The sequence below is a fragment of the Advenella sp. FME57 genome (assembly GCF_014897675.1).
Lineage (GTDB): Bacteria > Pseudomonadota > Gammaproteobacteria > Burkholderiales > Burkholderiaceae_B > Advenella.
Window position 1 is genome coordinate 278337 of sequence record NZ_JABUXU010000002.1, and the last position, 16528, is coordinate 294864.

The following is a 16528-nucleotide window of genomic DNA, read 5'->3' on the forward strand; positions in this document are numbered from 1 at the left end:
CTCATTCCAATGTAGGGCAGCTTGCCCGGCTATTGTTGTGTATGCGCCTGCCTGGCGTCTTTACGGCAGCCTGCCGGCAGATCTTCATCTACCGTCATTGCGCCAAGCCTGACGTTGTCCCTTGTCCAGGTCCGTATGATTTGTTCCCTGGGCGACAGTTAATGATTCTCAAAGTGCCGCTTCGGTACCCAATATCGCAGTCGATTGGCTCGAGAGCGTGCCACCGTTGCCATGGACGACAGCAAGTTGGGCGTTGGCAACCTGGCGGGCATCGCATTGTCCTCTTAACTGCCTGACCGCTTCGATCAGAATAAAAATCCCGTACATGCCCGGATGCACGCAAGAGAGGCCTCCGCCGTTAGTGTTGACCGGCAAGTGTCCGCCGGGGGCGATGCCGCCTTTGCTTACAAAATCCCCGCCTTCGCCCTTGCGGCAAAAACCCAGGTCTTCCATGAACAGAATCGTATTGATGGTAAACGCGTCATATACCTCGGCGACGTCAATATCCGAGGGCTTGACGCCGGCCATTTCAAACGCAATTTTCCCGGACTGTTTGGCTGCGGTCACGGTCAGATCGCCCATGGAGGAAATCTGGCGATTCCACACGGCCGTGGAGTTACCCAGGACGTAAACGGGTTTCTGCTTGAGCGTTTTGGCCCGGTCGGCTCGCACCAGCACATAGGCGCCGGCGCCATCGCTCACCAGGCAACAATCGCGCACGGTCAGCGGATCAGACACCATGCGTGCCGAGAGCACCTGATCAATCGTGAGCGGATCGCGCATGGAAGCCTCGGGATTGAGCTGGGCCCATTGTCGGGCGGCAACGGCTACCTCGGCCAGATGTTCGCGAGTCGTGCCGTATTGATGCATGTGCCGGGCGGCAGCCAGTGCATAGGAGCTTAGCGGGCTCAAGGGTTGATAAGGGTTTTCGTAAGGCTGCGGGTCCATGACCTTGCGCATGTTGCCGATCGCGGCCCGATTCAGTGTGGAGCTGCGTTGCGTACTGCCGTAACAGACGAGCACGGCATTGCACTGGCCGGAGGCTAATGCCTGCATGGCCGGCATCAGGTGCGCAACAAAACTGGAGCCGCCCACCATCGTGTTATCAATAAAGGTCGGTTTGATGCCCAGGTGCTCGATCACCGGCATCGCCCACATGGTCGAGGCGACGCTGGCCGTGGCAATGCCGTCGATATCCTGCATGGTCAGGCCGGCGTCGTGCACGGCACGCGTGGCGGCCTGAACCAGAATTTCCATTTCGGTATAGCCCTCTGCCAGCCCCAGCCCTGCATGTCCGACACCGACAATTGCGGTTGCACCGCGCAGTTTCGCGTCTATCATGCTTGATCTCCTGCTGGAACAAAGACCAGCAACGTGCTGTCGTCTGTCTGCTTGATGCGGGCGCTGACCGCCAGGCCGATTTTCACCTCGTCAGGCGTGATCTGTTCTACCCGGCTCATCATGCGGGGGCCTTCCTCCAGGTCGATCAGGGCTACATTATAGTCGCCGCCTTTTTCCGGTTTGTTGCGAACGACGGTGGTGGAATACACCGTGCCCTTGCCTGAGGGTTCGTACCATTGCAGGTCGTCGCTGCCGCAGTGGGGACAGATCATGCGCGGGTAGAAGATGCTGTTGTTACATTGGCCACAGCGCTGAATGGTAAACACGCCGGCCTGTAGCTGGGTGTGGTAGTACTTGTCTGCGCCGGTGTCCAGCGCCTGGTTGCTCACGGTCATGGGCTATTCCTGTATCTAAAATTGCATATGTCGTACAGTATTGATTCGGGGTCCCCGATTGGCAATCTGTTTTTCCCGAAGGATAACTTCAGACACACTTAACTCACGTTTTCCCTCAAGCGATGCCAGGCTCAAAAACAGGCGAACGGGGGCTTCCGGAATACAGAATTGCGATCCCCGGAAATTTGTAGTGAGATAGGGTCTGTACCGATTGTTTGCCAATGACTTATTGTCAGATTGGTTATGATGACGGGTTTATTGAAGCCGATAGCCATGCTTGCGTCGGTCAGTTTGGAATTTTCAGGGGAGTGCAGCTGTGGAAAAAAAAGACTATGAGACGATTTTGTTTGAGTATCGCGACAGCGTGGGATATATCACGCTCAACAGGCCGGACAAACTCAACAGCTTTACGGGGCAGATGCACAGCGAGTTGCGCGACGTCCTGGACTTTCTTGAGTCGCGGGCGGATTTACGCGGGGTCATTCTGACCGGGGCAGGGCGCGGGTTTTGTGCGGGTCAGGACCTGGGTGAGCGCCAGCCGCTGGAGCCGGGCCAGTTTCGTGACCTGGGCGAAGCGCTGGAGAAAAATTACAAACCACTGATTTTGCGGATGCGTGCCTTGCCGGCACCGATTGTTTGTTTCGTCAATGGCGTGGCAGCCGGGGCAGGCATGAGCCTGGCGCTGGCCTGCGATCTGGTTTTTGCGGTCAAATCTGCCAAATTTATTCAGGCATTTGCCAAAATCAGTCTGGTGCCGGACGCCGGGTCCACTCATTTTCTGCCGCGTCTGATCGGCACCCAGCGCGCCATGGGCGCAGCCATGCTGGCAGAACCGATATCTGGCGAACAGGCCGAACAATGGGGCATGATCTGGAAGTGCATTGCCGATGATCAACTGCAATCGCAAATGCAAACCGTCCATACGCAACTGACCACCGGCGCGACGCGCGCGCTGGCGGCAACCAAACACGCACTGTACGCGAGCGCCGATAACAGCCTGCCCGAACAACTCGAACTGGAAATTGAACTGCAGCGCGAGATGGGAATGAGCGAGGATTATCGGGAGGGCAGCAAAGCGTTTCGGGAAAAGCGCAAGCCGCTATTTCAGGGCCGCTAGCGCGCAGGCGACTGTCAGGGGTATACGGCGCGGACTGTGGCGGACTCAAGCGGGGAGCTGCGGTCCGATCCGGCCGTGCCGCGCGGGCTTATTGTTGTGCTGTTTGACCGGCGTCTGGCGCCGTATAGCCGTGCATGGTGATCCCAGCTGCGCTGATCGATAGATAGCCGCCCCGAAAAGGCGGGTGATCCCATTCCCAGTCGGGTAACACCCAGCGACACCGTTGCGTCCCATAGTCTTCGAATTGATGGCACTTGGGTTTGTGTGTATGGCCATGGACCATATGAATCAGCGCGGGATGATCGCGGAATATGTCCGATATCGCCTCATGGGCGACATCCATCAGATACATTGGTTTTGTGCCATGCGCATGCATGCTGGTCTTGCGGGCGCGACGCGCGATCGCCCGTCGTACTTGCAATGGCAGGGCCAGAAACAGCCGTCGTATCAATGGATGGCGCGACAGTTTACGGAAACGCTGGAAGGACACGTCGTGTGTACATAGCTCGTCGCCGTGGCTGATATGGATGGGGCCGGCATCGGTGTGAAACAGGGTCGAATCGGGCATGAGCGTCGCGCCCAGCGCACGGGCCAGATCCGGACCCATCAGAAAATCACGATTGCCATGGCCTATGAACAGCGGGATTTTTTTGGCCGTTTCGGCCAGATGCCCGATGGCTTCCTGCAGCCATGGTTCGGGACCATTGAGCGCGGCATCGTCGCCAATCCAGGCGTCAAAAATATCACCTGCCAGTATAAGCCCGTTGGCATGCGCTGCCGCCTCTGTCAGAAAAGCATAGAAAACGCGGCAGGTTTCGGGAACCTGCCGCGCCAGATGAATATCCGAGGCGACCCAGACTGTTCCGGGCAGCGTAAAATCAGTTTTCGACAACGCTGGCTTTTTCAATGATGATGGGTTCAACCGGCACATCTTGATGGAAACCACGGTTACCGGTTTTTACGCCCTCGATTTTGTCGATCACGTCCTGACCCTGGACAACTTTACCAAATACGGCATAGCCCCAGCCTTGGGCAGTAGGAGCCGAGAAGTTCAGGAAATCGTTGTCCTTGGCATTAATGAAAAACTGGGCAGTGGCCGATTGCGGATCGTTGGTGCGAGCCATGGCAATGGTGTATTTGTCGTTTTTCAAGCCGTTATCGGCTTCATTTTTGATCGGCGCTTCGGTCTCTTTCTGTTTCATGTCAACGTCAAAACCGCCACCTTGGATCATGAATCCTTTGATCACGCGGTGAAAGATCAGGTTGTCGAAGAAACCATTATTGACATATTTCAGAAAGTTTTCTGTGGTAACCGGTGCTTTCTCAGCATCCAGTTCCAGGACGAAATCGCCCTGATTGGTTTGCAGTTTGACCTGTGGCTGACTCATGGATGTTTCCTTTTTAGTTGAAGAATCTGCGGCGTGTGCCGCCTGTAGCGCGGCGACCGACAGAACGGCCCCCAGAGCGAAGCCGGCGATGCGGCGTGAAAATGCAAAGTGTGATATCACGTTCAGTTACCTTCAATGATGCGCCCGATGGCCTGCGCCTGGGCTGCCGCCCCGGGGATGCCATGACGGGAGGCATCGGCAAACGCTTTCTGGGACAGCATCAATTGCACCATACCCATGTTGCGCAATGCAACCCCATAGCGGGGATTAATTGATAGAGCGGTTTTGAGCGCCTCATAGGCCGGGTCCGTAAGCCCCGCTTGCAGATAGAGCGCGGCCATATTGTTCCATGGTTCGGCCAGCTCCGGGTAGCTGGACGTCATGCTGCGATAGACCTCCAGCGCCTGCGGCTTGCGGTCCAGCGCTGCCAGCGCGCGCCCTTTCAGAAACAGCAATTGAACATCTGTTGCCGGCGCGATAATACGGTCATTGGCATTCTGGCGCCGTTCTATCTCCTGCAGCGCCTTGGCTGCCTGGCCCTGCGTGATCATTGCGCTCAGACGGCTTGCCGCGCCCGAAGCCGTTTCCGGAATGGACGTGTCAACCGACGGTTCCAGCTTTTTCAGAACGTTTGCCAGCCCCTGCCAGCCGGGCTCGCGCGCGTTGGCGCCGTTGTCCTGGGCGTACATTGGCGAGGGGATGCCATCGGCGGCGCCGCCTGAAGGCGTCGAGCCGGCCTGATACGGGGTTGTCGCCTGCTGGGCCATTGCCTGCAGCGCTGGCAACAGGCACAGGGAGCACACTAACAGCGAACGGTGAATAACATTAAGTTTCACAGCGCTTATCCAGAAAATCGTGAAAGAAAACCTTCAAGTACATGCAGCCTCTGGTGAGGACTTGCTATACTTACTCCTTCGTATTTTAGCCTTAGTTGAGCGTGCGGCGTATAAACCCTAACCTGCTACGGCTTTTTTTTTCTTTGTTGCACCGGTCAATCCCGACCGTTGGCACGTCTGGTTTTTTATTTCCGCCATGCAAATATTCAATACCCTTTCCCGCGCCAAAGCGCCTTTTGTTACGGTAGAGCCCGGCAAAGTGCGGATGTACGTTTGCGGCATGACGGTCTATGATTTCTGTCACCTGGGCCATGCCCGTATGCTGGTCAGCTTCGACGTGGTTCAGCGCTGGCTGCGCCAAAGCGGCTATCAGGTCGACTATGTACGCAATATCACCGATATCGACGACAAAATCATCAATAAGGCCGTGTCGCTGAACCAGCCTTTACATGCCGTTACGTCTTTCTATACCGACGCCATGCATGCCGATGAGCGGGCGCTGAACGTACAGCCTCCCGATCGGGAGCCTCGCGCCACCATGTATATACCCGGTATGCTGCAAATTATCAAGGACTTGCAGGACAAGGACCTGGCGTACCAGACCCCCGATGGGGACGTTAACTATGCGGTACGCAGTTTTCCTGGTTACGGCAAGCTATCGGGCAAAGTGCTGGATGATCTGCGCGCGGGCAACCGGGTTGCCGTCTCCGACGGCAAGCGTGACCCGTTCGATTTCGTTCTGTGGAAGCAGGCTAAACCCAACGAACCCAAAGACTCCATCTGGGATTCGCCTTTCGGGCGCGGTCGTCCCGGTTGGCACATTGAATGTTCGGCCATGAGCCGGGAACTGCTTGGCCAGCCTCTGGATATCCATGGCGGCGGCCCTGATCTGAAGTTTCCGCATCATGAGAACGAAATCGCGCAGTCCGAAGGCGCCTACGGCGGTACGCTGGCCAATTGGTGGATGCATTGTGGCCCGCTGATGGTGGATGATGAAAAAATGTCCAAATCATTGGGCAATTTCAGGACAATCCGTGATACTGTCAGCTCAGAGCCCGATAGCGCATCGGCCGATTACCGGATCAACATGCGCGAAGCGGAAATGCTGCGGTTTTTTGTGGTGCGCAACCATTACCGGAGCCCGCAGAACTTTACGCCAGATAACCTGTACAATGCACAGGCTGCGCTGGATCGAATTTATCAGACGTTCAACAATACCGGGGTGACCGATACTGCATCCATCGATTGGTCGCTGGATTTTGAACAGGCGTTCAAAGCCGCCATGGATGACGACTTCAATACCGCTGTGGCCATTGCTGTCCTGTTTGATATGGTTACCGAAGCAAACCGGCGCAACAGCGCAACGCTCAGCGGCCGGATCCGGGCACTGGGCGGGGTATTGGGCCTGTTGCAACAGGATCCGCAGCATTACCTGCAGTCGCCGACACGCTATATCAAGCGTGAAGGTCAGTCTGTAGCCGCAACGGCCTTGAGCGAGCCTGATATCGAAGCACTGATCGAGCAGCGTCGCCAGGCCAAGCAGGACCGTGATTTCGGCAAGGCCGATCAGATCCGTGCACAGCTCAAGGAGCAGGGCGTGGAACTTGAGGATAAACCAGGTGGCCTGACGCAATGGCGTCGCGCCTGATAGGGGAAGACATGTCATCTGCAGCACCTGCGCCGGTAAAGCCCGAATATTGGGACGAGGCCGTTACATTTCTGATCAAGAAAGATCGCATTCTTCGCAAAATCATTCCGGCCAATCCCGATTTATGGCTGGCTACCAACAAAACGGCCTTTGTCACATTGGCGCGGGCCATTATCGGCCAGCAGATTTCGTCCAAGACGGCAGACCTGCACTGGAAAAATTTCACACAGCTTTGCGGTCATCGGCCATCGCCGGCCACTGTTCTTGAATACAATGAGGCGCAATGGCGGGAAGCGGGGTTGTCCAGGCGAAAAACGGAATACATTCTGGATTTGGCGAATCATTTCAACGAGCGTAAAGTAAATCCGCTGAAATGGTCTAAAATGGATGACGAAGATATCATTACCGAATTATGTGCAATTCGGGGCATCAGCCGCTGGACGGCGGAAATGTTCCTTATTTTTAATTTGCACAGACCAGATATTCTGCCAATCGATGACCAGGGGCTGCTCAAGGCAATCTCGGCGCACTATTTTAGCGGTGAACCTGTATCACGGTACGAGGTACGCGAAGTAGCACAATCATGGCAACCGTGGCGAACAGTGGCGACATGGTACTTATGGCGCAGCCTTTAAAGGCGTAGCCGGGTGCGCGTGAACAACCATTCATGACAAGACAACTATGAAATTTACTTTTTTAGAATTTGAAGGACCTATAGCAGAGCTCGAACAGAAGATCGAGCAGTTGCGCCATGTTTCCTCTGATTCGGCAGTCGACATTTCCGAAGAAATCACCAAACTGCAGCAAAAAAGCGAGAGTCTGACCAACAGTATCTATTCCAAACTCACGCCCTGGCAGACCGCACTGGTTGCCAGGCATCCGCAAAGACCGTATACCATGGACTATGTCCGTGAAATCTTCACCGATTTTCACGAACTGCATGGCGATCGCATGTATGAAGACGATCTGTCCATCGTGGGGGGCCTGGCCCGATTCTCTGGCGAAGCCTGCATGGTTATCGGCCACCAGAAAGGGCGCGACACCAAAGAGCGCGCCAAGCGCAATTTCGGCATGCCACGCCCCGAAGGCTATCGCAAGGCGCGGCGTCTGATGCGTCTGGCAGAAAAATTCCAATTGCCGATATTCACTTTTGTGGATACACCGGGCGCCTATCCTGGTATTGGCGCCGAAGAGCGCGGGCAATCTGAAGCCATCGGGCACAATTTGTATGCCATGGCAGAATTGCGCGTTCCCATTATTGCCACGATAATTGGCGAAGGCGGCTCGGGTGGCGCGCTTGCCATCGCAGTAGGTGATGTCGTGCAGATGCTGCAATACTCCACCTATGGTGTCATTTCCCCTGAAGGCTGTGCCTCCATTCTCTGGCGCAGTGCCGACAAGGCACCTGTGGCGGCCGAAGCACTGGGCATTACCGCGCCACGGCTGCTGGAGTTTGGTCTGATCGATAAAGTTGTACCCGAGCCGGTGGGTGGCGCGCAACGCGATGCCGTGACCATGGCCAAAACCCTGAAGCGCTCGCTTTCCGAAGCGCTGCGGCAGGTGTCTGGTATGGACGTTGATGAGCTTCTGGATAGAAGACTGGAGCGACTCATGTCTTATGGTCGTGTCCAGGACAAATAATTCTTTCTTGCAGCAGCCGGGCTGGCTTGAAGACACCACGCTTCTTGAGCCCTTGCATGCTGTTCTTTGCACGATAGACGCAGGCAATATTGCAATTGGGGTAAGCGGCGGCGCCGATTCGGCCATGCTGCTGGTTGCCGCAGCCCAGATTGCCACGCAGCAAAAAAAAACCATACATGCTGTTCATGTACACCACGGGTTGGTGGCGGCGGCTGACGCCTGGGCCGCGCATACGGCACAACTGGCACAACAGGTTGGCGTGGCATTTCATTTGCTGCCGGTGCAGGTCGCATCCGATTCAGGCAAAGGTATTGAAGCGGCGGCTCGACTGGCGCGCTATAACGCATTCGAACACTGGTCGTTAAATCACGATTGCCATCATATGCTGCTTGCCCATCATCGTGACGATCAGGCCGAAACCATGCTGCTGCGCCTGTTACGCGGAGCCGGCGTGCAGGGCATGTCAGGGATGGCGGCCCAGACCCGGCGCGGGTCCCTGCGGTTATCCCGTCCATGGCTGGCTGTGGGGCGCAACCGGATCCTGGACGCCGCTGCCCGTTATGAAGCGCAGACCGGATGGATGGCCGTGCAGGACCCGACCAATCGGGATGAAAAATATACCCGAGCCGCCGTGCGCACCCTGCTTACACCGGTCCTGAATAAGCGCTGGCCCCAGTGGCAGGGGAATCTGCTGCGTCATGCGCGCGTGATGGCAGAAAGCACCTTGCTGCTGCAAGACCTGGGCGATATGGATCTGCAGCATTGTCTGCTTTCTGAAGACGGACTTGGCTTTTCTCTGGCCCGTTGGCGCGAACTGCCGCAACATCGCCAGGCCAACGTGCTGCGCCAGTGGTTGCATCGCCTGCATATTGCCATGCCTACTGAAGCGCGACTGAACCAGTGGCTGCTGCAACTGCGGCAAGTGCATGCGCTTGGACACGATCGCAACATTCTGCTGAAGCACCAGGGGTGCCATATCGTATGCCGGCGCGGCCAGGTGAAAGTGCTTCTGGACGATGCAGGCTGATCGAGTATGCCAGGCATTCTGGTATGGCGTGGCTCTGTTACTGCGACATTATTGCAACTGTGTATCCATGTATATTTTTGTTGTAGTCCTCAATATCTAATAAGTGCTTGATTTGGCGTATTTGCATGCGAGCTGCGCGCTCCTGGCCTCATGAGGGCAAACCAACTGGTTCTATACCGATTAAATCACTTGTCGTAATATAAAAAGCATATTGCCCAGCCTGTTGCATGTCAGTCATGCCGGCCCACATGCAGCGACGGCTCATAGTGGCGCTGTGTGGCGCGCCGGTGCTACAAAAAAAGGAAGATACATAAGACCCCAACCGCCGTTGCAGGACGATATGATTCCTGCCGTGGTGGAATATCTGAGCGTTGAGTATGGTGGCCAGGACCGCGCAGCCGCGCATGCCGATTACGAAAAGGCCATGGCCGCGCTGAAAAATCCTGCGGCCGGCGATACCAGCAAAAAATAGCACTGCGAGCACCTTTGGCAAGCGAATGTGGTAGAGTCAAAGCATGCCTGCACTTCACGAATGTGAGGCAGGCATCCTTTTTTTATTCTGGCTTTTTTATGTCCCATCCTGTTCTCTATTCGTTCCGACGCTGCCCGTACGCCATGCGCGCCCGGCTGGCTATCGCGGCCAGCGCGCAGACCTGCCAATTGCGTGAAATCGTTCTGCGCAACAAGCCTGCTGCCATGCTGGCTGCCTCGCCAAAGGGAACTGTGCCGGTATTGATTCTTCCCAATGGGCAGGTGCTTGAACAAAGCCTGGATATCATGCTATGGGCCTTGCGCCAAAATGATCCATCTGGCTGGCTGGCGCCGGCGGGGTGTTCGCTGGCCGATATGCTGGCGCTCATCGAGTCCTGCGAGCAGGATTTCAAGTGTCATCTTGACCGCTACAAATATCCGCAACGTTACGATCTTGAACACGGATTGCAGCACCGCACTCAGGCGGCAGGCTGGTTAATGACACTGGAAGGCACCCTGAGTCGTACGCCTTATCTTTCGGGTACGCATTGCGCGCTTGCCGACATGGCCATTGCTCCGTTTGTCAGGCAGTTTGCGCATACTGATTTTGCGTGGTTTGAAACGCAGGCCTGGCCGCATGTGCTGCGCTGGCTTGAAAACTGGAAGCAGTCAGCAATCTTTGCGCGGGTGATGCACAAATATGCACCATGGGAAGACGGACAGCCGCCTGTGCTGTTTCCGCCACCTATGTAGGCTGCGCTTCGGCGATCTGATATAGCCAATCCTTGAAGATACGAATTTTTGGCACTTGGCTTTCATCGGCACGCCAGGACACCGTGTGGGTGACCACATCCATTTCTTTAAAGACACCTTGTCCTAGTTCGATCAGATCGCCGCGGGCCAACTCGCGCTCGGCCAGGCGTGTACTTTCCAATGCCACGCCCATGCCGTCGGTTGCCGCCGATAGCGACATCGCGGCACGATCAAATGATGGCCGAGGCCTGGCCGGCAACCGAAGGTTGTTCAAGGTAAACCAGCTGGCCCAGGTCACATTATTCAATTGTGAATCAATCAGAACCAGTTTTTTTATCAGTGCCGCTGCGTCTGCGCCAGCCTCCACCAACGAGTGTGAACACAAGGGCACATTTCTCTCGGTGCCAAGCGGCTCATTCACAATGCCGGCGCGTTCGATGATCGTGCCATAACAAATCGAAATGTCCAGTTCGCGCATGCGAACCAGATCCACCTGTTCCGACCCGGTAGTCAGGCGAATCGTAATATCAGGATGCGCTTTCATGAAATGCGGCAACTTGGGTCCGAGCCATTTGACGGCCAGGCTGGGGGCGCAATAGAGCGCGAGCACCTGAGCCTTGGGTGCGAGCGACACTTCGGCGCAGGCAGCTTCAATAACGTCAAATATTCTTGAAAGACTCTCCAGGAACCGCTGGCCTTCGAGTGTGAGCTCTACACGCCGATTGCGCCTGATAAAGAGCGCGCAGCCAAAATAGTCTTCAAGTTTGCGGACCTGATGACTGATTGCCGATTGGGTCAAATGCAATTCCTGTGCAGCCAGCGTAAAGCTTTTTAAGCGAGCGGCCGACTCAAAGGCGCGTAGCAAGGTGAAGTGCGGGATGTTTCTCATATTTTTCATTATCCATGAATCACATTCATGATTCCATGAAGAACTATCGTTTGTCAAGGTTGCGGGGGCGTGTGACGATGTGGACGTTCAAAGTTCATCTATTGAGTATTTAACAGGAGAAAACGCATGGCAGCTGTACTTGAAAAAACCGATATTGCGCTCGATGACGGTCGTGTATCCATTTACCAGCCTGAACAAAAAGAGTTGATCTTTCCCGAGCTCCCGCAGTTTACGACTGTATCGGCGCACAGGCAGCATTTGAAAGAACGGCTTGTCGCCGCTTGCCGTGCATTTGCCTTGCAGGGCTACGACTACGGGTTTGCCGGACACCTGACCATTCGGGATCCGGAAGACCCGGGGCTGTATTGGACCAATCCGATGGCAGTTCATTTTTCACAAGTAAAGGTATCAAACCTGATTCTTGCCGATCACACCGGCAAGGTTGTCGAAGGCAGGCACGCCATTAACAGGGCAGGGTTTGTCTTGCACGCAGCCGTACACGAGCAGCATCAGGATATTGTTGCCATGTGCCATGCACATACGGTGTACGGAACTGCATTTGCAGCTTTGGGAAAACCACTGGCGCCCATCAGTCAGGATGCAGCTGCGTTTTTTGAAGATCATGTGGTGATCGGCGACGAAGCCGGGCAGGTCGCGGTAGAGGTCAAGGCTGGGCATAAAGTGGCCAATGCATTTGCCGGCGTGAAAGCGGCAATTCATCAGAATCACGGCTTGCTGACGGCGAGCCGTCACAGCATAGAGGCTGCGGCATTCTGGTTTATTGCACTTGAGCGTTGCTGCCAGCAGCAACTGATGATCGAGGCAACCGGGATTACGCCTCGCCTGGTAACGCCAGAGCGCGCACGTTATAGCCGGGAACATGTGGGCAGTGAATACATCGGCTGGCTGCATTTCCAGGCAATCTGGGATCAACTGGTGGCTACGCAGCCTGACATGTTTGATTAATGTTTATTTGGCAGCGTTTCACATGACCCGCGTCATGCGAAGCGAACAAGCTTGAGATGACAACAATCGGGCCGGCCAAATAATCCTTTTTTTCGGTGGAGACAATAATGCAGATTGAAAATGATGTTGAACAAGGTGCTGTCAAAGACGAGGCAGGGCTATACAGGAAAGTGATGTGGCGGTTATTGCCATTTCTCTTTCTTTGTTATATGTGCGCATATCTAGACCGTATCAATGTGAGTTTTGCCAAATTACAAATGTTGAATGATCTGTCGTTCAGCGAAGAAGTTTACGGATTGGGCGCCGGGATATTTTTTGTGGGCTATTTGTTGTTTGAGGTGCCAAGCAATCTGATACTGTTGCGTGTCGGCGCGCGACGCTGGATTGCCAGGATCATGGTGACCTGGGGAGCGCTATCGGCCTGCATGATGTTTGTGACTACACCAACCAGTTTTTATATTCTGAGATTTTTGCTGGGGGTCGCTGAAGCCGGTTTTATTCCCGCCATTTTGCTGTACCTGACGTACTGGTTTCCATCATCACGCAGAAGTAAAGTGACCGCTCTGTTCCTTACCGGCATTCCTATGTCAGGTGTGATTGGCGGACCACTGTCCGGCTGGATATTGAATGGTATGGGCGGCGTATATGGCCTGACGGGATGGCAGTGGCTGTTTGTGCTGGAAGGCATTCCGACCGTTCTTGTCGGTATTATTGCTTTTTTCTATCTGGATGACCGGGTATCTGACGCCAAATGGCTCAATGCTGCAGAAAAACGGCTGATAAGCTCGAACCTGGATGCGGACAAGCAGAGCCACCAATTGCATTCAGTCAAAGAAGGCTTGCTTGATCCTAAAATCTGGCTGATGAGCTGCATTTATTTCTGTTTCACCATGGGACTGTATGGCGTGAGTTTCTGGCTGCCGTCGCTGATCAAGGCTACCGGTGTAAACGATCCTCTCAATATCGGACTGCTTACCGCAATTCCGTATGCAGCCGCAACGCTGACAATGATTCTGGTCAGCCGACGCTCGGACGAAAAGGGCGAACGCAGGTGGCATCTGGCCATCCCGGGTATCGTGGGCGCGCTGAGCCTATGCGCGAGTGTCGTCTTTGCCCATAGCCCGACAATTGCTATTGTTGCATTAACGATAGGAACGATGGGAGTGATGACAACCATTTCCCAGTTCTGGACGTTGCCGCCGGCTATTCTGGGGGGAGCGGCGGCGGCTGCCGGGATTGCGCTTGCAAACTCGGTCGGGAGTATCTCGGGTGTGGTCAGTCCATATCTGATCGGCTGGTTTCAGACCCATACCGGCGCTACCGGTGGCGGCGTGTATGGCTTGGCGATCAGCATGTTGATCGGTAGCGCGCTGGTCTTTGCCGTCCCGGGCAGAATGGTGAACAGTAAAAAGCAAGCAGCAACGAAGGCTCAGAACGAGACAGGGAGCGTGCGCCGGCCCATTGTTACGGCAGAAATCTGATTGCTGTAACGACAAGCAGAGTGATCAGGCTGTGTCCTGGTTGCTTTGCTGTTTGAGTACTTCATCCAGTCGTTTTACCAGACTCACACGGGCGCGACTGGTATGTAAATCGGTCAGTTCCACCGCGCGTTTGCTGTCACCTTCGGCGATTGCGTTGGCAATGGCTTCATGTTCATCCCAAATGGATTGCCGTTGTGCAGACGATTGCAGCACCGCACCCATGACTCGTCGCAAATGGTTCCAGTGCACCAGCGCGCTTTCGGCAATCAGCGGATTGCCCGAAGCCTGGTATATGGCGGTATGAAAGGCAATGTCCGTATCGATAAGCGCTTTGACCACACCACTTTTGGAGGCTTGACGACCATTAACGATCAGTTCCGGATCTATTTCTGCCTTGCGCTCGGCAGCAAGACGAACCGCAAGCATGTCCAGCGCGCCCCGGATTTCGTAAAGCCTGCCGGTCCAGTCAGGGTCCAGAGGAGATACCAAAATGCCTCTTCCTGGCGCGTCCTGAACAAATCCGTCTTTTTTCAGTAAGCGTAATGCCTGTAGCACCGGCGAGCGGGAAACCGCCATCTGTTCGGCGATCTCTTCCTGGGTGATGCGCATTCCCGGCGCAAGAGTGCCATCGCTAATTGCGTCAAGTAGCGCTTTATACACTTCGTCTACGTAGTCGGGACGAGACTGCAGTTTCATAAGTTTGTTGTTCATGATGCTCTTTTAACACGTCTGTGTCTGATAACGCCGCCGGTCACGGATGCAACATTGCAGGACAAGCGCCGGAGCGTCCGATTCATTTTACAAATTGTAGTGCATTATCTGTATACAGAATACAAACACAAGGGTTTACCCATATGTACAGCGTTCAGTTGGCGTTTTATTCTTTGTATACAGAGTTCAGTATACATTAAATCAATAATTTAACCCGCAATGGGAATTCACAACCTTTAGAGGAAGCGATGAAATGAGCAGACCAATGGATAAAGCAGAACAGGGCCGAGGCGCCGGCGCCGCAGGTGCAGTGACAAAAAAACTGATTCCTTACGGCGGCTATTACACCAACAAGATTCCAGGCCATGATCCGGAATTGACCGAGGTGGGGCCGGGTACACCGATGGGAGAATACATGCGCGGTTTCTGGCATCCGGTTTGCATGGCAATGGAATTGACCGACACGCCCCGTTTTTTGAAAATCCTGGGCGAAGAGCTGGTGGCTTTCAAGGACGGGAGCGGGCGCATTGGTTTGTTGCATGCGCATTGTGTCCATCGCGGCGCTTCGCTGGAGTATGGGGCCATTCAGGAACGCGGCATTATGTGTTGTTATCACGGCATGGTGTTTGATGTTGACGGTACCTGCCTGCGTGCGCCGTTTCCCAAAGGCGAAGAAAAAGAAGCAGAGAAATTTGCCTGTTCGATTCAACAGGGGGCCTACAAAGCGGTGGAACGTAACGGACTTATTTTTGCGTACATGGGCCCGCCGGATAAAGAGCCGCCTTTTCCCGAGTGGGAAGGAAATTTCACCGTTGCACAAGGTGATGAACTGGTGCCGTTCAGCAATTTCCAACATTGCAATTGGCTGCAGGTCCAGGATAATGCGGCAGATAATTATCACACCATGGCACTGCATGCAGCAAAAAATGTGGTCGATGGGCATTATCAAGGCACGACCTTTGATGAAGTTGGCGCCGCTTCTATGGAGGTGCCGCCTGATATGCAATTTATTCCTGTACACCAGGGCCGCAGCCTGGCTTGCTCAGGGGCCCGGCGAGTGGACAAGGACCGTTTGTTTATCCGCGTACAGCACCAGATACTGCCGAATTTGAGCCTGCATGCATATACCTCGGAAGATGGTTCGAATAAAAAGTTGTTCAGCCGCTTTCATATCATCCGCTGGACCGTACCCGTTGATGATGAAAATGCCAAAATGATCGGATGGCGCGTCATGGGTCCAGGGATCGACACGCGTAGCGTGGGAGACAAAGGCATGGTCGGCTATGAAAGCATCGATTTTCTGGAGGGTCAGGTTGCCATGCGCCGACCCGAGCGTTTTGGCAAATATAAGCTGGAAGATATGCCGCCCATTCCACCCAATCACCGGGAGCGGGCCAATTATAAAGAATGCCAGTATGCACCAGGCGATTATGAAGCCATTATCAGCCAGCGCCCGATTGCTATCCATGCGCTGGAAAACCCGACCAAATTCGACGCCGGTTTGTACATGTTCAGGAAACTGTTGCGGGATGGCATTCGGGGGACTAACCCGGCCGCGTCAGCCGACGGATTCAGGCAGTGGTTACTGGAGACGGGCGGTGCACCCAATAGTTATTGCTCGGGCAACGTCTTTGATCTTCCTGTAGCGGAGACCGTTGAGGCTGAAGTGGCGCAGCGTCGATTTGTCGCCAAGCAGATTGTTGCCATTCTAACTGAAAGCGACAAGCACACGGGCCCTGCCCGGGCGGACTTCGTACGCGACAGGATGGAACTGCTGGAAAAAACGGCGAAAGACACTTACGGTAAACAGGTGTAAACGATCAGGCGGGCAGGCAGCCCGCCGTGAGCACGTTTCCAATAACGA

At 54.7% G+C, this 16528-nt stretch carries 17 protein-coding genes; 10 read left to right on the forward strand and 7 right to left on the reverse strand.

The window, feature by feature from the left end; translation table 11 throughout:
• Positions 1–168: 168 nt before the first annotated feature.
• Together INT32_RS04265 and INT32_RS04270 are read right to left on the reverse strand one after the other, a co-directional pair.
• Positions 169–1341, reverse strand: coding sequence for a thiolase (locus tag INT32_RS04265; protein WP_193087475.1), 1173 nt, complete (start codon positions 1339–1341; stop codon positions 169–171).
• Positions 1338–1736, reverse strand: coding sequence for a Zn-ribbon domain-containing OB-fold protein (locus INT32_RS04270; protein ID WP_193087476.1), 399 nt, complete (start codon positions 1734–1736; stop codon positions 1338–1340). Before INT32_RS04270 ends, INT32_RS04265 begins: the two co-directional genes overlap by 4 nt.
• Positions 1737–2052: 316 nt before the next feature.
• Here INT32_RS04270 and INT32_RS04275 point away from each other — a divergent pair, with 316 nt between their 5' ends.
• Positions 2053–2853: an enoyl-CoA hydratase gene (locus tag INT32_RS04275; RefSeq protein ID WP_193087477.1), complete on the forward strand. Its 801-nt coding sequence runs from the start codon at positions 2053–2055 to the stop codon at positions 2851–2853.
• A gap of 88 nt (positions 2854–2941) precedes the next feature.
• On the opposite strand, the gene INT32_RS04280 is transcribed toward INT32_RS04275, so the two are convergent.
• From INT32_RS04280 to INT32_RS04290, 3 genes are all read right to left on the reverse strand, one after another.
• Positions 2942–3745, reverse strand: a complete 804-nt coding sequence (locus INT32_RS04280) for a UDP-2,3-diacylglucosamine diphosphatase (RefSeq protein WP_226816494.1) — start codon at positions 3743–3745, stop codon at positions 2942–2944.
• Positions 3732–4241, reverse strand: a complete 510-nt coding sequence (locus tag INT32_RS04285) for a peptidylprolyl isomerase (protein WP_193087479.1) — start codon at positions 4239–4241, stop codon at positions 3732–3734. The genes INT32_RS04280 and INT32_RS04285 overlap by 14 nt, the downstream gene beginning before the upstream one ends.
• A gap of 122 nt (positions 4242–4363) precedes the next feature.
• Positions 4364–5077 carry a tetratricopeptide repeat protein gene (locus INT32_RS04290; RefSeq protein WP_193087480.1) on the reverse strand — a complete coding sequence of 238 codons (714 nt, stop codon included), beginning with the start codon at positions 5075–5077 and terminating at the stop codon, positions 4364–4366.
• A gap of 196 nt (positions 5078–5273) precedes the next feature.
• On the opposite strand from INT32_RS04290, the gene cysS reads away from it, so the two are divergent.
• The 6 genes from cysS (at position 5274) to INT32_RS04315 (ending at position 10617) form a co-directional block, all read left to right on the forward strand.
• Positions 5274–6725, forward strand: coding sequence for a cysteine--tRNA ligase (gene cysS / locus INT32_RS04295; RefSeq protein ID WP_193087481.1), 1452 nt, complete (start codon positions 5274–5276; stop codon positions 6723–6725).
• A gap of 11 nt (positions 6726–6736) precedes the next feature.
• Positions 6737–7360 carry a DNA-3-methyladenine glycosylase gene (locus INT32_RS04300; RefSeq protein WP_193087482.1) on the forward strand — a complete coding sequence of 208 codons (624 nt, stop codon included), beginning with the start codon at positions 6737–6739 and terminating at the stop codon, positions 7358–7360.
• Positions 7361–7406: 46 nt separating this feature from the next.
• Complete coding sequence (locus tag INT32_RS04305; RefSeq protein ID WP_193087483.1) at positions 7407–8366, forward strand: acetyl-CoA carboxylase carboxyltransferase subunit alpha; 960 nt, start codon at positions 7407–7409, stop codon at positions 8364–8366.
• The gene (gene tilS, locus INT32_RS04310) at positions 8305–9393 is read left to right on the forward strand and encodes a tRNA lysidine(34) synthetase TilS (RefSeq protein ID WP_193087484.1); all 1089 of its coding nucleotides are present in this window, start codon (positions 8305–8307) and stop codon (positions 9391–9393) included. The genes INT32_RS04305 and tilS overlap by 62 nt, the downstream gene beginning before the upstream one ends.
• A 340-nt stretch (positions 9394–9733) precedes the next feature.
• A complete protein-coding gene (locus INT32_RS22260; RefSeq protein WP_255509664.1) occupies positions 9734–9865 on the forward strand; it encodes a hypothetical protein in 132 nt (43 codons plus the stop codon).
• A gap of 98 nt (positions 9866–9963) precedes the next feature.
• Positions 9964–10617, forward strand: coding sequence for a glutathione S-transferase (locus tag INT32_RS04315; RefSeq protein WP_193087485.1), 654 nt, complete (start codon positions 9964–9966; stop codon positions 10615–10617).
• Here the strand turns inward: INT32_RS04315 and INT32_RS04320 are convergent.
• On the reverse strand, positions 10610–11506 hold the full coding sequence (locus tag INT32_RS04320) for a LysR substrate-binding domain-containing protein (protein WP_193087486.1): 897 nt from the start codon (positions 11504–11506) through the stop codon (positions 10610–10612). The genes INT32_RS04315 and INT32_RS04320 overlap by 8 nt on opposite strands.
• Before the next feature lie 126 nt (positions 11507–11632).
• Between INT32_RS04320 and INT32_RS04325 the strand changes: the two genes are divergently transcribed.
• Both INT32_RS04325 and INT32_RS04330 read left to right on the forward strand, forming a co-directional pair.
• The gene (locus INT32_RS04325) at positions 11633–12472 is read left to right on the forward strand and encodes a class II aldolase/adducin family protein (RefSeq protein WP_193087487.1); all 840 of its coding nucleotides are present in this window, start codon (positions 11633–11635) and stop codon (positions 12470–12472) included.
• A gap of 107 nt (positions 12473–12579) precedes the next feature.
• Positions 12580–13953 (forward strand): MFS transporter, encoded by a 1374-nt coding sequence (locus tag INT32_RS04330; protein WP_193087488.1) that lies wholly within the window; start codon positions 12580–12582, stop codon positions 13951–13953.
• 24 nt (positions 13954–13977) lie between these two features.
• On the opposite strand, the gene INT32_RS04335 is transcribed toward INT32_RS04330, so the two are convergent.
• A complete protein-coding gene (locus INT32_RS04335) occupies positions 13978–14664 on the reverse strand; it encodes a GntR family transcriptional regulator (protein WP_193087489.1) in 687 nt (228 codons plus the stop codon).
• A 253-nt stretch (positions 14665–14917) separates the two neighbouring features.
• Between INT32_RS04335 and INT32_RS04340 the strand changes: the two genes are divergently transcribed.
• On the forward strand, positions 14918–16480 hold the full coding sequence (locus tag INT32_RS04340) for a Rieske 2Fe-2S domain-containing protein (protein ID WP_193087490.1): 1563 nt from the start codon (positions 14918–14920) through the stop codon (positions 16478–16480).
• The last annotated feature ends 48 nt before the right edge of the window (positions 16481–16528 follow it).

Coding starts and splice junctions, on each gene's coding strand:
- INT32_RS04265 (WP_193087475.1), bottom strand. CDS start 1,341: ATGATAGACGCGAAACTGCGCGGTGCAACCGCAATTGTCGGTGTCGGA.
- INT32_RS04270 (WP_193087476.1), bottom strand. CDS start 1,736: ATGACCGTGAGCAACCAGGCGCTGGACACCGGCGCAGACAAGTACTAC.
- INT32_RS04285 (WP_193087479.1), bottom strand. CDS start 4,241: ATGAGTCAGCCACAGGTCAAACTGCAAACCAATCAGGGCGATTTCGTC.
- cysS (WP_193087481.1), top strand. CDS start 5,274: ATGCAAATATTCAATACCCTTTCCCGCGCCAAAGCGCCTTTTGTTACG.
- INT32_RS04300 (WP_193087482.1), top strand. CDS start 6,737: ATGTCATCTGCAGCACCTGCGCCGGTAAAGCCCGAATATTGGGACGAG.
- INT32_RS04305 (WP_193087483.1), top strand. CDS start 7,407: ATGAAATTTACTTTTTTAGAATTTGAAGGACCTATAGCAGAGCTCGAA.
- tilS (WP_193087484.1), top strand. CDS start 8,305: ATGAGCTTCTGGATAGAAGACTGGAGCGACTCATGTCTTATGGTCGTG.
- INT32_RS22260 (WP_255509664.1), top strand. CDS start 9,734: ATGATTCCTGCCGTGGTGGAATATCTGAGCGTTGAGTATGGTGGCCAG.
- INT32_RS04315 (WP_193087485.1), top strand. CDS start 9,964: ATGTCCCATCCTGTTCTCTATTCGTTCCGACGCTGCCCGTACGCCATG.
- INT32_RS04320 (WP_193087486.1), bottom strand. CDS start 11,506: ATGAGAAACATCCCGCACTTCACCTTGCTACGCGCCTTTGAGTCGGCC.
- INT32_RS04325 (WP_193087487.1), top strand. CDS start 11,633: ATGGCAGCTGTACTTGAAAAAACCGATATTGCGCTCGATGACGGTCGT.
- INT32_RS04330 (WP_193087488.1), top strand. CDS start 12,580: ATGCAGATTGAAAATGATGTTGAACAAGGTGCTGTCAAAGACGAGGCA.
- INT32_RS04335 (WP_193087489.1), bottom strand. CDS start 14,664: ATGAACAACAAACTTATGAAACTGCAGTCTCGTCCCGACTACGTAGAC.
- INT32_RS04340 (WP_193087490.1), top strand. CDS start 14,918: ATGAGCAGACCAATGGATAAAGCAGAACAGGGCCGAGGCGCCGGCGCC.